This window comes from Siminovitchia fordii DSM 16014 = CIP 108821 (assembly GCF_000374565.1).
Lineage (GTDB): Bacteria > Bacillota > Bacilli > Bacillales > Bacillaceae_C > Siminovitchia > Siminovitchia fordii.
The window spans coordinates 58,939-73,153 of sequence record NZ_KB894703.1; the positions used below are offsets into that span (position 1 = coordinate 58,939).

Here is a 14,215-nt window from a genome sequence, read left to right on the forward strand (position 1 = left end):
TCCCCAAATGAGTAAAAGAATCAAAGTGTTATCTGTCTTCGGGACAAGGCCGGAGGCCATCAAGATGGCCCCGCTTGTGAAGGAATTGGAAAATAGGGTCGATAAGTTTGAATCATTCGTAGCTGTTACAGCCCAGCATCGGCAAATGCTGGATCAGGTGCTTGAAATTTTTAATATCGAACCGAATTTTGATTTGAATATCATGAAAGACCGGCAAACCCTGAAAGATGTCACAACTCGCAGCCTTGAGGGGCTTGATGGGGTTATAAAAGAGCTGAAGCCGGACATTGTCCTCGTTCACGGAGATACGACGACCACCTTTTCCGCAAGCCTTGCCGCTTTTTACAACCAATCCGCCGTAGGCCATGTTGAGGCAGGCTTGAGGACATGGAATAAATATTCTCCTTTCCCTGAAGAGATGAATCGGCAGCTGACAGGGGTCATTGCGGATCTGCATTTTTCTCCTACTGAAAAAGCAGCTTGGAATCTGATCAATGAAGATAAAAAGAAAGAGAATATTTTTATTACCGGCAATACGGCTATCGATGCTCTTAAAACCACGGTGAAAAAGAAATATCAGCACGCGGCTCTCGATAAGCTCGGGGACGACCGTCTGATTCTATTAACGGCCCATCGCAGGGAGAATCTTGGACAGCCGATGCGGAACATGTTCAGGGCTATTAAACGGATTGTAAATGAACAGCCGGATATCCAGGTCATTTACCCCGTTCATTTAAACCCAATGGTGCGAAACATTGCTGACGAAGAACTCGGTAATGACCACCGGATACATCTGATTGAGCCCCTGAATGTCATTGATTTCCATAACTTTGCCAATCGGGCCCACTTGATTCTTACTGATTCAGGCGGGGTCCAAGAGGAAGCGCCGTCTCTTGGAGTCCCAGTACTAGTTCTCCGCGATACGACAGAGCGCCCTGAGGGGATCGAGTCAGGGACATTGAAACTTGCCGGGACGGAAGAAGAGACGATTTACCGCTTGGCAATGGAATTGCTTACGGATCCAGAGGAATATAAGAAAATGGCCCACGCAATCAACCCGTATGGCGATGGGGAAGCTTCAAAGCGGATTGCAGATGCCATATTGTATTATTTTAAAATGAGAAATGAACGGCCGGAACCTTTTCGGACAGTTGATTGAACAGGAGGAAAATTTCCTCCTGTTTTTGGTGATTCTGCATATGGGAATCATGTGTATCAAGCCATGGTAGAAAAAGGTTAAAAAGTTACATGATAGATGAAATTTGATGAAATTGTGACAAACCGAAAAAGGCGATTACTTTGTTCCTAATTTCACATGAAATCCGTTGACTTTGACATAACGCTATTGTATGCTAACAAAGGGTATGAAGAGGAGAGTTTATTCACTTTCTTTTAACCAAAAAACGTTCGGAAATTGTTAAAAAAAACATGGAATATGATGCCTGGTTACTAATTGCGAAAGATGATGCATATTGAGTAGGAAAAATCGTCATCCATTATACGGGATGGCCCTTTATTCTGCCATTTTGGGACAATTGGCAGGCTCTGTTCTTGCAGGGATATTCATTGGAAGATGGCTGGATGAGAAAACCGGACTTGAACCGCTTTTCATGATCATCTGCCTTCTTGCGGGCTTGACAGCCGGGGTCTTTGCAGTAATTTTAACAATCCGGCAATCGGGGGATTAGAAAGATATGGATGATCTCCAACAGTTATTTAATAGACATAGGAAGTACATACTGTACCTGTTGGCAATTTTTGTATTAGGTTGGGGCTTTTCCTCTTTCCAATCTATTTTTATGGGATTAATTCTAGGTACTTCCATCAGCTTTTTCAACTTGTGGATGATGGTCCGGAGAATGGATAAGTTCGGGGAAGCCGTGCTGGCAGGCAGGAAAATGAGATCATTGGGAACATTATCCAGGATGGCGGCTGCAATTTTGGCAGTGTTCATAGCCATGCAATACCCGGAGACCTTCAATCTCATAAGTGTAATCATAGGATTAATGACATCTTACCTTGTCATAGTCATAGATGCTTTAATCTCCATCCTTTTTAGAAAAGACAAGCAGCGGGAAGAGAGGTGAGTTCTAAATGGATCATGGAGCACCGATTAAAGAAATATTTGGTTTGTATTTCAACCTCGGAAACGTATTAATGATTACTGTAGCTTCGCTCATCGTGTTTATTATTGCCGTCATCAGTACACGTACTTTGGCAATGAAGCCTACAGGCATGCAGAATTTTATGGAGTGGGTATTCGATTTCGTCAAAGGGATCGTTAAAAGTAACATGGATTGGAAAACAGGCGGACACTTTCACGTGCTTGGCGTAACCTTGATATTTTATATATTCGTGTCAAATATGCTCGGTTTGCCATTTTCAGTATCCGTGAATCACGAATTATGGTGGAAGTCACCGACAGCCGATCCGGTCATCACACTTACATTGGCAACGATGGTAGTGGCTTTATCACATTACTATGGAATCAAGCAAAAAGGATTTGGCGAATATCTTCGCGGCTATGTCAGCCCAATGTGGTTCTTATTCCCGCTCAAAATTATTGAAGAATTTGCCAATACATTAACACTAGGCCTTCGTCTTTATGGAAACATCTTTGCAGGGGAAATCTTACTTGGCTTATTGGCCGGAAGCCTTGCAGCCATGGGTGCAGGAGGCTGGATTGCAGCAGCAATTCCAACGCTTGCATGGATGGGATTCTCAGTGTTTATCGGAGCAATTCAGGCATTTATTTTTACTATGTTGACAATGGTTTACTTGGCCCACAAGGTCAGCGAAGACCATTAATATATACTTGTTCATCAAATTGGACAAAGAATTTTAACCAAATTACTTTTCATATATTTAAGGAGGAAATTTATAATGGGAATGTTAGCAGCAGCAATAGCAATCGGATTGGCAGCTCTTGGAGCAGGTATTGGTAACGGATTGATCGTTTCCCGCACAGTTGAGGGAATTGCGCGTCAGCCTGAGGCACGTGGTATGCTACAAACTACAATGTTCATTGGGGTAGCGTTGGTTGAGGCTATTCCTATCATCGCAGTTGTTATCGCGTTTATGGTTCAAGGCAGATAACATTTATTGAATAATCAGAACATGTTTGAAAATGGCGAAGAACAAAATGCTTCGCCATTTTTTAAGAAAAGCGGAGGCGCTTGTCGCACAGCAAAGAAGCTGGACAAGAAAATCTACCCGCTGGACATTAGCAAACCGATTTGAAGTATTGACATGCCACCGGCCTGGGGCCGGTTGATTCAAAACCGATACGAAAGTCCGAAAGGAGTGGAGCGAGCTTGTTAACGAGCAGCTTTGTATTAGGAGCAGAAATTGCCGGAGTGCATTTCAATGGCGGCGACATCATTTTTCAGCTTCTAATGTTTATTATATTAATGGCGCTGTTGAAGAAATTTGCCTGGGGACCATTGATGGGCATCATGAAACAGCGTGAAGAGCATATAGCAGGTGAAATCGAAGCGGCCGAAAAAAGCCGGGTAGAAGCAAGTAAATTGCTTGAAGAGCAAAAAGCTTTATTGAAAGAAGCGCGTCAAGAAGCACAAGACATGATTGAAAACTCCAAAAAACATGGCGAAAACCAACGTCAGGAAATTATGGAAGCCGCTCGCCAAGAAGCAGAGCGTTTGAAAGAAACTGCACGTTTGGAAATTGCACAGGAGAAAGAGAACGCTGTTGCGGCTTTACGTGAGCAAGTAGCTTCATTATCTGTACTGATTGCTTCCAAAGTAATTGAAAAAGAATTGACAGCTGAGGACCAAGAAAAGCTGATCAATGAATATATCGAAAGAGCAGGCGAGGATCGATGAGTAATCCTGTAGTTGCTGAACGATACGCTTTGGCTCTTTATCAGGTAGGAAAAGAACAGAACTTGTCTGATAAGATTGATGAGGAGCTAAGGGCTATTAAAAAGGTCCTTGTTCAAAATCCGGGCTTTATCAATCTTTTGCAATCTCCGAAGCTCTCTGTGGAGAAGAAAAGAAATCTGATTGGACAATCTTTTCCAAACGTATCTATGCCTGTCATTAATACTCTTATGCTATTGGCAGATCGCCATAGAGAAGACATCATGATTGAAGTGGCTGAATCTTATATCAACCATTTGAATGAGGAACGGGGTATTGCCGAAGCGACTGTCTATTCAGTCAGAGCTTTGACTGCAGATGAATCCAAGGCCATCTCTGCTGTGTTTGCCCCGAAAGTAGGCAAACAAACATTAAATATCGAAAATATTGTTGATTCAAATATGCTTGGCGGTGTCAAAGTGCGCATAGGAAACAGAATCTTTGACGGAAGCCTCCGAGGAAAACTTGACCGGCTTGGCCGTAAGTTGACTAGTTAAGAACGATTTGAATAATGTGGGGTGAAATTCATGAGCATCAATGCTGAAGAAATCAGTGCGCTGATAAAACAGCAAATTGAAAACTATCAAGCTGAATTAGAAGTAAATGATGTTGGAACAGTTATTCAAGTAGGGGACGGTGTTGCCCGTGCTTATGGCTTGGACAACGTCATGGCCGGAGAACTTGTCGAGTTCTCAAACGGTGTCATGGGAATGGCACAAAACCTTGAGGAAAGCAACGTCGGTATCGTTATCCTCGGGCCATATACAGAAATTCGTGAAGGCGACGAAGTTCGCCGTACAGGCCGCATCATGGAGGTTCCGGTTGGTGATGAACTCATCGGTCGTGTTGTTAACCCATTGGGACAGCCTGTTGACGGAATGGGACCAATTAATACATCAAAAACTCGTCCAATCGAAGGCCCTGCACCTGGCGTCATGGATCGTAAATCAGTTCACGAGCCATTACAAACAGGGATCAAAGCGATTGACGCTCTTGTTCCAATCGGACGCGGACAGCGTGAGTTGATTATTGGTGACAGACAAACAGGTAAAACAACAGTAGCTATCGATACAATCCTGAACCAACGTGAAGAAGACATGATTTGTGTTTATGTTGCTATCGGACAAAAAGAATCTACAGTTCGTAATGCGGTAGAAACACTTCGCAAACATGGTGCAATGGATTACACAATCGTTGTTACAGCTTCTGCAGCCCAGCCTGCACCACTCTTGTACTTGGCTCCTTATGCCGGAGTTACGATGGGTGAAGAGTTTATGTACAACGGCAAACATGTGCTTGTTGTATATGATGACTTGTCCAAACAAGCAACTGCTTACCGTGAACTTTCCTTGCTTCTTCGCCGTCCTCCAGGACGTGAAGCATTCCCAGGGGATGTCTTCTATTTGCACTCCCGTTTATTGGAACGTGCAGCGAAGCTTAGTGATGCAAAAGGCGGCGGCTCTTTAACTGCTCTTCCGTTCGTTGAAACACAGGCAGGAGATATTTCTGCGTATATTCCTACGAACGTTATCTCTATCACAGACGGACAAATCTTCTTACAATCTGATTTGTTTTTCTCCGGTGTTCGTCCGGCGATCAACGCTGGTCTTTCCGTATCCCGGGTTGGTGGATCTGCGCAAATCAGTGCAATGAAAAAAGTTGCTGGTACGCTGCGTCTTGACCTTGCAGCATTCCGTGAGCTTGAGTCATTTGCTCAATTCGGATCCGACCTGGATAAAGCGACACAAGCAAAGCTTGCTCGTGGTCAACGGACAGTTGAGGTGCTGAAGCAGGATCTGAACAAACCGATCAGAGTAGATAAGCAAGTAATGATTCTCTATGCTTTGACACGTGGATTCTTGGATGATATTGCAATTCAGGACATCCTTAGATTTGAAGAGGAATTATATTCATGGCTCGATCACAACCGTGCAGACTTGCTGGAGTCCATTCGCACAACAGGAAAGCTTCCTGCGGACGAAGATATGGCAGATGCATTGAATACATTCAAAAAAACATTTGCTAAAAGCGACTCTTAAGGTAAATGACGGCTGAAGGTGCCAAGGTTTTGAGTCCCTGGCACCTTTTTAAAAGAAAAGAAAGTATAACTTGCTATGGAATATATTCTTAAATCAAGTTAATCTTTGTTGAGCTACAGCGCCTATCCCCGCAAGGATCAAGCCGCTTCCCTGTGATGGCTGAGGAACTGCCTTCTTGGGAATCGTTTTGTTTGCCCGCGCTAAGCAAGGCGCTTGCGCTTTTCTTTATAAGACTATGATTACTTCAAATACAGGGTGGTGAGAACCAGTGGCATCATTGCGTGATATCCAGAACCGTATCAATTCGACGAAAAAAACAAGTCAAATAACGAAGGCCATGCAAATGGTTTCTGCGGCAAAGTTAAACCGTGCTGAAACCAACGCCAAGTCGTTTGTCCCTTATATGGAAAAAATCCAGGAAGTTGCCGCAAGCATTGCTTTGGGAAGTAAAGATGTAAACCATCCGATGCTTGTATCCCGTCCGGTCAAAAAGACAGGATATCTTGTCATCACTGCTGACCGTGGTCTTGCAGGACCATATAACAGCAGCATTTTGCGGGCGGTCAATGCTAAAATTCAAGAACGCCATAAAAGCAAAGACGAGTATGCAATCATTGCTATCGGGCGAATGGGACGCGACTTTTTCGTAAAAAGAGGCATGAATGTTGTGCTTGAAATCGCCGGTCTTCCAGATCAGCCATCATTCGTTGATATCATGGACATCACTCGGAATACAGTCGGCATGTTCTCCGACGGTACATTCGATGAACTGTACATGTACTATAATCACTTCGTAAGTGCCATGACACAGGAAGTAACCGAGAAAAAAGTTTTGCCTTTGACAGATTTGGGCACATCGACCAAACTCATGTCTTACGAATATGAACCTTCTGCGGAAGCCATTCTTGAAGTGTTGCTTCCTCAATATGCGGAAAGCTTGATATACGGGGCACTGCTTGATGGAAAAGCAAGTGAGCATGCTGCAAGGATGACGGCGATGAAGAGTGCGACGGATAATGCTTCCGAACTCATCGACAGCCTTACATTGTCCTTTAACAGGGCTCGCCAGGCAGCAATTACCCAAGAAATCACTGAAATTGTTGGCGGCGCAGCCGCATTAGAATAGATTGATGAAAAAATTATTAATCCCAGGTAGGAGGGAAAAAAATGAGCAAAGGACAGGTTTTGCAAGTAATGGGACCGGTTGTCGACGTTAAGTTCCCAGACGGCCATCTCCCTGAGATTTATAATGCTCTGAAAGTAACGTACAATGCTCAATCAGAAACAGAAGTGAATATCGACCTAACGTTGGAAGTTGCCCTTCATCTTGGCGATGATACTGTTCGTACTATTGCCATGGCATCTACTGACGGCGTTCAGCGTGGCATGGAAGTCACTGATACAGAAGCTCCAATCTCTGTACCAGTTGGCGATGTCACTCTTGGACGTGTATTCAATGTATTAGGTGAAAATATTGACTTGGATGATCCGATTGATTCAGGTGCTAGACGCGATTCCATCCACCGTTCTGCGCCTAAATTTGACCAGCTTTCTACAGAAGTTGAAATCCTTGAAACTGGAATTAAAGTTGTTGACTTGCTTGCACCATATATCAAAGGTGGTAAAATTGGCCTCTTCGGTGGTGCGGGTGTAGGTAAAACAGTTCTTATCCAGGAATTGATCAATAACATCGCACAAGAGCACGGCGGTATTTCCGTATTCGCCGGTGTTGGAGAGCGTACACGTGAAGGAAACGACCTTTACTTCGAGATGAAAGATTCCGGAGTTATCGATAAAACAGCCATGGTATTCGGACAGATGAACGAGCCGCCTGGAGCACGTATGCGTGTTGCCTTGACAGGTTTGACAATGGCTGAGTACTTCCGTGATGAGCAAGGACAGGACGTTTTGTTCTTCATCGACAACATTTTCCGTTTCACACAAGCAGGTTCAGAGGTTTCTGCCCTTCTAGGCCGTATGCCTTCTGCGGTTGGTTACCAGCCAACACTTGCAACTGAAATGGGTCAATTGCAAGAACGGATTACATCTACGAATGTCGGATCTGTAACATCCATCCAGGCAATCTATGTACCTGCGGATGACTACACTGACCCGGCTCCTGCTACTACATTTGCTCACTTGGATGCTACAACAAACCTTGAGCGTAAACTTTCTGAAATGGGTATTTACCCTGCGGTTGACCCGCTAGCTTCTACTTCACGTGCGCTTTCCCCTGAAATTGTGGGAGAAGAGCACTATGAGGTAGCGCGTCAAGTACAGCAAACACTTCAAAGATATAGAGAACTTCAAGACATCATTGCGATTCTTGGTATGGACGAGCTTTCTGATGAAGATAAGCTGGTTGTAGCGCGTGCCCGCCGGATCCAATTCTTCTTGTCTCAAAACTTCCACGTGGCTGAGCAATTTACTGGCCAACCTGGATCTTATGTTCCTGTACAGGAAACTGTACGCGGCTTTAAAGAGATCCTTGAAGGTAAGTATGATCATCTTCCTGAAGATGCTTTCCGTCTTGTTGGTCCGATTGAGGAAGTTGTGAAAAAAGCGGAAGAAATGGGCGTAGAAGTATAAACAGGGACGAGGAGGCGATTACATGAACACTTTAAAAGTAAGTATTGTCACTCCAGACGGCCCAGTCTATAATTCAGAAGTTGAAATGGTCAGCACTAAGGCTGAAACTGGCGAACTGGGAATACTTCCAGGGCATATTCCATTGGTTGCTCCGCTGCAAATCGGTGCAGTACGTTTAAAGAATGGAAGCAAAACAGAATATGTTGCAGTAAGCGGCGGATTTTTGGAAGTGCGTCCTGAAGAAGTCACCATTCTTGCCCAAGCTGCTGAAAGAGCGGAAAGTATTGATATTGCTCGTGCCCAAGCAGCCCAAGCTCGTGCTGAGCAGCTTCTGGAAAGTAAGCGGGATGACATAGATTTTAAAAGAGCGGAGCTCGCAATGAAACGTGCGATGAACCGTATTGATGTGTCACAGCACAGATAGAACATTCAATAATACACCTTCTGGTCTTGCCTGATCGGAAGGTGTTATTTATGAAACGAGATTGACCCGTCATCTGATGTATGCATCCGAAAAAAGGAGGCTCTTTAATGATTGATGGAATGGATATTGGTCAACAGGCACTCATCAGCATCATATCGCACTTAATATTTATCGGCTTCACCTTTTGGGCTCTCCAGGCGTTGCATTTCGATAAACTTTTAAGCGCTGGCCGTGTTTTCCAGGCAAGAATTCTATATATTTTTTTAACGATTGCAATTGGTTCTTCAGTCAGTAACTTCTTCCTAGATTATCTTCATTGGTCTCGGCAACTGCAATATATTTTTAAATAGGTCTTTTGGCACGTTTTCAAATGAGAACTTTTTGTTTATGATGTGAGTTGTGAGTGTAAGATTTAAAAAATTTGTCGAAAAAGCATAGAAAATTTGTCTACATATAAAGTTATTCTTAAAGTATGTACTCCTTAACAGTGGTAACAATGATGTTAAGGGGGAGAGTACTATGAAAGAATGCTGCAGGAAATATGTGATTCCATTTATGCTTTTGACTTGTTTGATTGCTGTTCTTATTGGGAATAAAACAAGTGTTGCACGGCAAAATGAGCTGGATATAGAAAAATTGGCATATGCTGTTCAGCAACAGCGCGGAACTGTCATTGAATGGTCTCTACATACAAGAGAACTGGATGAACACCCATCGGATTGGACTGTCGTCAGGCTGAAAAAAGCATTTCCTGAATGGGAATGGTCTTTGTCTGATACTTCAGGGAGCGAAACGGTGACAGGTACCAAACGGAATGGATTTATAGAAGAAAAAATAAAAGCCGTAACTTCCGAACATAAGGCTAATCCCGTTTCCTATGTTTCCTATGAAATTAAGGGTGAAAAATGGGATGAAAGTACGGCAAAAAGAGCTTCTAAGCTGTTGCAATCCAGGACAGAATTGATTTTCAAACAAAAAACTGTTGTTTTCTCTTGTATCAAAGGCGTATTCAATGATGAAAAAAAGTTTGGACGATCTCAAGTAAATGGAATATTGTCATCTCTTCAGGCGAAAGAGAAAGAGGCAATTAGTGAAGAGGATTTTTTATCCGTTTCAGCGTATTCCTCTCTATTCTCACAAGCTCTGTCTCTTCCCGGTGAAGAAATGAACCTGCAGATAGGTCTGCGTAAAAGCAATGCAGGACATGGTACATACTTCACAGTAGGCACACCCATCCTGACAAATGAATACTAATATAAAAGAAAATAGACGCGGAGGGGAATACTCTTGGAAAAGATCATCGTCCGCGGCGGGAAAAGGCTCAGCGGCACTGTCAAAGTTGAAGGTGCAAAAAATGCTGTTTTGCCTGTTATCGCTGCATCACTATTGGCAAGCGAAGGAAAAAGCGTCATTCGCGAAGTACCAACTCTCTCCGATGTATACACTATTGGTGAAGTGTTGCGTCACTTGAATACTGAAGTGGAATTTGAAAATAAAACGGTTTATGTGGATGCTTCAAAAGAGCTTAATATTGAAGCTCCGTTTGAATATGTTCGAAAAATGAGGGCATCAGTTCTTGTGATGGGTCCTTTACTCGCTAGACAAGGAAAAGCCCGCGTGGCTCTTCCTGGTGGATGCGCAATCGGTTCACGCCCAATTGATCTGCATTTAAAAGGTTTTGAGGCGATGGGGGCGAAAGTATCTGTAGGTAATGGGTTTATTGAGGCTTCAGCTGAACAATTGACAGGTGCTAAAATCTACTTGGACTTTCCAAGTGTCGGAGCCACACAAAATATTATGATGGCAGCTGTACTGGCTAAAGGAACATCGGTCATCGAAAACTGTGCAAAAGAGCCTGAAATTGCAGATCTGGCCGCTTATTTGAACAAAATGGGTGCTGATGTAAGAGGCGCAGGCACTGAAACGATTATCATCGAAGGTGTCGATCAACTGTATGGTGCCGACCATACGATTATGCCAGATCGAATTGAAGCTGGAAGCTTTATGGTTGCAGCGGCCATAACTAGAGGGGACGTGCTAGTTGAAGGTGCAATCGCGGACCATATGGCTTCTGTCATAGCCAAGCTTGAGGAAATGAATGTAAAGATCATTCAGGAAGAAAATGGCCTCAGGGTCATTGGTCCGGCAAAGCTAAAGCCGGTTGATATTAAAACAATGCCTCATCCGGGATTTCCGACGGATATGCAATCTCAAATGATGGCTCTGCTGCTTTGTGCAGAAGGAACAAGCGTCATTACAGAGACTGTATTTGAAAATCGTTTTATGCATGTAGAAGAATTCCGTAGAATGAACAGTGATATTAAAATTGAAGGCCGATCAGTCATCATCCAAGGACCATGTGAGCTTCAGGGAGCAGAAGTCGCGGCAACAGACTTGCGTGCAGCTGCAGCATTGATCATTGCAGGATTAAGAGCTGAAGGATACACCCGGGTAACTGAACTTAAACACTTGGACCGCGGCTATCTCGATTTCCATAAAAAACTGCAAATGCTCGGGGCTGATGTTGAACGGATTACGGAGAGTTCCGGTGAAATGAAACAAGAAGAAACAAATATTGTGCCTGATTTGAATGCATGATGGAAAAACCCGCTAAAGCGGGTTTTTTTAATAAAGAAAAGGAAAGAATTAGTTTTTAAGGTTTAACAATTTGAATAAATTGGATTGTTGTCCGGCACTAGCGTCTGGCCCCTCGGGTTACAAGCCGCTTCTCGCTTTTCTTAATTCCGATCTATCTTAGAAAGCATAAATGCTTGTCCTTCTGAATAAATTGGACCGAGGTGATAAATTTCTTGTCACCTTAATTTTTATATTGGAGGCATCAGGCATGAAGCAACTAAAACCGCTGCTTTTAACGTCCACATTCTTAATCGTTGTTTCTTTTCTCGTTCCATCCCTTCTCGTCCTGCCTTTTTCAAAAGAAGATACCACTGTCAAACTAGATGAAGAATCGGCCGAATTGCCGCCAAAAGAAACCGCTCAGCCTTCAGCTGAAGTTGCCGTTTACCGTACTGCTGCCAAGACGGTGGAAAAACTGCCCTTGGAAGAATATGTGGCTGGAGTGGTAGCGTCAGAAATGCCGGCTGAGTTTGAAGAAGAGGCATTAAAAGCGCAGGCACTTACCGCAAGAACTTATATCGTAAACCAGCTGATCAATCAGGAAAACGGACAGCTTCCTGAAAACGCTAATGTAACGGATACTATCAATCACCAGGTTTTTAAAAATAAGAAAGAATTGATGCTTGAATGGGATAAAGATTTTGATTGGAAGATGGAAAAAGTAATGAAGGCTGTAAAGGCAACGGAAGGCAAAGTCCTTACTTATAATAACAAACCAATTACTGCTTCTTTTTTTTCTACGAGCAATGGTTATACGGAGAACGCGGAGGATTATTGGAATAACCCTGTACCTTATTTAAAAAGTGTTGAAAGTCCATGGGACAGCCAGTCACCTAAATTCAATGACCAAAAAGTCATCAGTTTAAAAGAGTTTCAACAAAGACTTAATGTCAACATTGAAAAGTCGGGGGATATCGGGACGGTCACAGCCAGAACTCCTGGTAAAAAGGTGGCTGCTGTTACTATCGGCGGGAAGAGTTTTACCGGTAGAGAAGTCCGTGAGAAGCTTGATCTGAAATCGACCGATTTCAATTGGGAAAGGAAAGGAAATTCCGTTATCATTAAAACGAAAGGATACGGTCATGGTGTCGGGATGAGTCAGTACGGCGCAAATGGAATGGCTAAAGAAGGGCGAAAATATGATGATATCGTCAGCCATTATTATCAAGGAGTAACTATATCGAATGCAAGCCAGTTTTTTGATAAAAGAATGGCTTCGACTCAATAAAGAAATGCCGGCAGCCCTTAAGGGGAAAGTGCCGGCATTTTCAATGGGTAAGAGGGAATAAAGGGAAAAATTCATCTTTACGTATAAAAAATGTATAATATCAGAAAATAAGAAGTGTTTTTCTCATTTTCAAGTATATAATTCTGTCTTTCTGTTCAAAATGATGGCAGAGGTGATGAAAATGAGAGAGGAAGAAAAGAAGCGATCTTCTCTAAAACAATTTTTTAGAAAGCGGTGGGTGTTTCCGGCAATTTATCTTGCCAGTGCTGCATTGCTCATTTCCATGATATTCTGGTATCAGACAGCCGGCAAAAATACGGCCGATAAGCCTAACTTGACTGAGGAAAGCAAAGAGCTGACCGGAATGAACGATGATACAGTCGTAGAGGTCAATCAGTCATTAGAAAATGTTTCTGTTCCAGTAAAGAACGAAGAAGAAGTCGAGTATATTACACGATTTTTTGATGCAAATGCCGCAGTAGATGAGCAGGAAGCAGCACTCATTGTAGATGGAAATAAATATCGTCCTAATATGGGAGTCGATATTGCTATGAAGGATGGCTCGGAGTTTGAAGTATTGGCCTCCCTCAGCGGAAAGGTGACTGCAGCCAGGAATGATTCCCTGCTTGGCAATGTCATTGAAGTAGAACATGAAAATGGCGTAAAGACGATCTATCAATCAGTTAAAGACATGCAGGTAAAAACAGGGGATACTGTCAAGCAAGGGCAGGTTCTTGCTGCATCAGGAACTAGCCAGTTAAATAAGGAAGCCAAAACCCATTTGCACTTTGAAATACGCAAAGATAATACGGCACTCAATCCGCTCGACTTTTTCGGACAGCCATTTACCGCTTTTGAAAAAGTAAACGATGAAACAGCCGACACGGACAAGCAGGAAGATGTATCCGGTGAAACGGAACAAAATCCTGCAGCAGGGGATTCCCAATCGCAAGGGAATGATGTTGAGAAAGATGTCCAATCACAAGAGACTGATGCAGAGGGAAATACCCAGTCACAAGAGACTGAAGTAGAGGAAAATACTCAGTCACAAGAGACAGATGTTGAGAAAGATGCTCAGCCACAAGAGACTGATGCTGATAAAGATACTCAGTCAAATCAAATGACAGATGAATAAATGAAGTACATGAGGCTGGGACATAACTGGCCAAAATAATTAAAAATGGTTCCAACCATCGGTCTTAGATGGTTGGAACCATTTTTTATAGGTGATTTTTATTCTTAAAAGACATGTGAGGGATTCGTTGCGGTATACTTTCTTAAGTTTACCGCCATGAACGCAAGTCCCAGTTCGTTTTCCACTTTCTTTTTGCCCCTTACGGACAAACGGGTGAAACGCAAATTAGCCTTCAGGAATCCGAAGACTGGCTCCACATCAGTTTTACGTTTTTTGTAGATTTCT

Annotated in this window: 18 protein-coding genes; 17 read left to right on the forward strand and 1 reads right to left on the reverse strand. The window is 43.2% G+C overall.

Features of this window, described 5'->3' with window-relative positions:
* The first annotated feature begins 7 nt into the window (after nt 1-7).
* The 17 genes from wecB (at nt 8) to spoIIQ (ending at nt 13,930) form a co-directional block, all read left to right on the forward strand.
* Nucleotides 8-1,159 (forward strand): non-hydrolyzing UDP-N-acetylglucosamine 2-epimerase, encoded by a 1,152-nt coding sequence (gene wecB, locus C509_RS0118540; RefSeq protein WP_018708429.1) that lies wholly within the window; start codon nt 8-10, stop codon nt 1,157-1,159.
* A gap of 313 nt (nt 1,160-1,472) precedes the next feature.
* Nucleotides 1,473-1,688 carry an AtpZ/AtpI family protein gene (locus C509_RS0118545; protein WP_018708430.1) on the forward strand — a complete coding sequence of 72 codons (216 nt, stop codon included), beginning with the start codon at nt 1,473-1,475 and terminating at the stop codon, nt 1,686-1,688.
* Between the two features lie 6 nt (nt 1,689-1,694).
* Entirely contained in the window at nt 1,695-2,087 is a 393-nt protein-coding gene (locus tag C509_RS0118550; protein ID WP_018708431.1) for an ATP synthase subunit I, read from the forward strand.
* Between the two features lie 7 nt (nt 2,088-2,094).
* The gene (atpB, locus tag C509_RS0118555) at nt 2,095-2,808 is read left to right on the forward strand and encodes a F0F1 ATP synthase subunit A (RefSeq protein WP_018708432.1); all 714 of its coding nucleotides are present in this window, start codon (nt 2,095-2,097) and stop codon (nt 2,806-2,808) included.
* 75 nt (nt 2,809-2,883) lie between these two features.
* Entirely contained in the window at nt 2,884-3,096 is a 213-nt protein-coding gene (atpE, locus tag C509_RS0118560) for a F0F1 ATP synthase subunit C (protein WP_018708433.1), read from the forward strand.
* A 31-nt stretch (nt 3,097-3,127) separates the two neighbouring features.
* Nucleotides 3,128-3,274 (forward strand): hypothetical protein, encoded by a 147-nt coding sequence (locus C509_RS26230; RefSeq protein WP_154654461.1) that lies wholly within the window; start codon nt 3,128-3,130, stop codon nt 3,272-3,274.
* A gap of 40 nt (nt 3,275-3,314) precedes the next feature.
* A complete protein-coding gene (gene atpF, locus C509_RS0118570; protein WP_018708435.1) occupies nt 3,315-3,842 on the forward strand; it encodes a F0F1 ATP synthase subunit B in 528 nt (175 codons plus the stop codon).
* On the forward strand, nt 3,839-4,375 hold the full coding sequence (locus C509_RS0118575; RefSeq protein ID WP_018708436.1) for a F0F1 ATP synthase subunit delta: 537 nt from the start codon (nt 3,839-3,841) through the stop codon (nt 4,373-4,375). The genes atpF and C509_RS0118575 overlap by 4 nt, the downstream gene beginning before the upstream one ends.
* A 30-nt stretch (nt 4,376-4,405) precedes the next feature.
* On the forward strand, nt 4,406-5,917 hold the full coding sequence (atpA, locus tag C509_RS0118580) for a F0F1 ATP synthase subunit alpha (RefSeq protein WP_018708437.1): 1,512 nt from the start codon (nt 4,406-4,408) through the stop codon (nt 5,915-5,917).
* Between the two features lie 268 nt (nt 5,918-6,185).
* Nucleotides 6,186-7,043, forward strand: a complete 858-nt coding sequence (locus C509_RS0118585; protein WP_018708438.1) for a F0F1 ATP synthase subunit gamma — start codon at nt 6,186-6,188, stop codon at nt 7,041-7,043.
* Between the two features lie 41 nt (nt 7,044-7,084).
* Nucleotides 7,085-8,506 carry a F0F1 ATP synthase subunit beta gene (gene atpD, locus C509_RS0118590; RefSeq protein WP_018708439.1) on the forward strand — a complete coding sequence of 474 codons (1,422 nt, stop codon included), beginning with the start codon at nt 7,085-7,087 and terminating at the stop codon, nt 8,504-8,506.
* Nucleotides 8,507-8,528: 22 nt separating this feature from the next.
* Entirely contained in the window at nt 8,529-8,930 is a 402-nt protein-coding gene (locus tag C509_RS0118595) for a F0F1 ATP synthase subunit epsilon (RefSeq protein WP_018708440.1), read from the forward strand.
* Nucleotides 8,931-9,037: 107 nt separating this feature from the next.
* Nucleotides 9,038-9,280, forward strand: a complete 243-nt coding sequence (locus tag C509_RS0118600) for a DUF1146 family protein (RefSeq protein ID WP_018708441.1) — start codon at nt 9,038-9,040, stop codon at nt 9,278-9,280.
* Nucleotides 9,281-9,449: 169 nt separating this feature from the next.
* Nucleotides 9,450-10,184, forward strand: a complete 735-nt coding sequence (locus tag C509_RS0118605) for a YwmB family TATA-box binding protein (protein ID WP_018708442.1) — start codon at nt 9,450-9,452, stop codon at nt 10,182-10,184.
* 33 nt (nt 10,185-10,217) lie between these two features.
* Nucleotides 10,218-11,528, forward strand: coding sequence for a UDP-N-acetylglucosamine 1-carboxyvinyltransferase (murA, locus tag C509_RS0118610; RefSeq protein WP_018708443.1), 1,311 nt, complete (start codon nt 10,218-10,220; stop codon nt 11,526-11,528).
* Between the two features lie 247 nt (nt 11,529-11,775).
* Nucleotides 11,776-12,795 (forward strand): stage II sporulation protein D, encoded by a 1,020-nt coding sequence (gene spoIID, locus C509_RS0118615; protein ID WP_026319965.1) that lies wholly within the window; start codon nt 11,776-11,778, stop codon nt 12,793-12,795.
* Nucleotides 12,796-12,976: 181 nt separating this feature from the next.
* Nucleotides 12,977-13,930, forward strand: a complete 954-nt coding sequence (spoIIQ, locus tag C509_RS24275; RefSeq protein WP_018708445.1) for a stage II sporulation protein SpoIIQ — start codon at nt 12,977-12,979, stop codon at nt 13,928-13,930.
* A gap of 104 nt (nt 13,931-14,034) precedes the next feature.
* Here spoIIQ and C509_RS24280 read toward each other — a convergent pair.
* A partial coding sequence (locus C509_RS24280) for a transposase (RefSeq protein ID WP_033370362.1) occupies nt 14,035-14,215 on the reverse strand: 181 nt, incomplete at its 5' end.

What these genes read in the sequence shown, in the direction of transcription:
- wecB (WP_018708429.1), top strand. Translation starts at nt 8, where the DNA reads ATGAGTAAAAGAATCAAAGTGTTATCTGTCTTCGGGACAAGGCCGGAG.
- C509_RS0118550 (WP_018708431.1), top strand. Translation starts at nt 1,695, where the DNA reads ATGGATGATCTCCAACAGTTATTTAATAGACATAGGAAGTACATACTG.
- atpB (WP_018708432.1), top strand. Translation starts at nt 2,095, where the DNA reads ATGGATCATGGAGCACCGATTAAAGAAATATTTGGTTTGTATTTCAAC.
- atpE (WP_018708433.1), top strand. Translation starts at nt 2,884, where the DNA reads ATGGGAATGTTAGCAGCAGCAATAGCAATCGGATTGGCAGCTCTTGGA.
- C509_RS26230 (WP_154654461.1), top strand. Translation starts at nt 3,128, where the DNA reads ATGGCGAAGAACAAAATGCTTCGCCATTTTTTAAGAAAAGCGGAGGCG.
- C509_RS0118575 (WP_018708436.1), top strand. Translation starts at nt 3,839, where the DNA reads ATGAGTAATCCTGTAGTTGCTGAACGATACGCTTTGGCTCTTTATCAG.
- atpA (WP_018708437.1), top strand. Translation starts at nt 4,406, where the DNA reads ATGAGCATCAATGCTGAAGAAATCAGTGCGCTGATAAAACAGCAAATT.
- atpD (WP_018708439.1), top strand. Translation starts at nt 7,085, where the DNA reads ATGAGCAAAGGACAGGTTTTGCAAGTAATGGGACCGGTTGTCGACGTT.
- C509_RS0118595 (WP_018708440.1), top strand. Translation starts at nt 8,529, where the DNA reads ATGAACACTTTAAAAGTAAGTATTGTCACTCCAGACGGCCCAGTCTAT.
- C509_RS0118600 (WP_018708441.1), top strand. Translation starts at nt 9,038, where the DNA reads ATGATTGATGGAATGGATATTGGTCAACAGGCACTCATCAGCATCATA.
- C509_RS0118605 (WP_018708442.1), top strand. Translation starts at nt 9,450, where the DNA reads ATGAAAGAATGCTGCAGGAAATATGTGATTCCATTTATGCTTTTGACT.
- spoIID (WP_026319965.1), top strand. Translation starts at nt 11,776, where the DNA reads ATGAAGCAACTAAAACCGCTGCTTTTAACGTCCACATTCTTAATCGTT.
- spoIIQ (WP_018708445.1), top strand. Translation starts at nt 12,977, where the DNA reads ATGAGAGAGGAAGAAAAGAAGCGATCTTCTCTAAAACAATTTTTTAGA.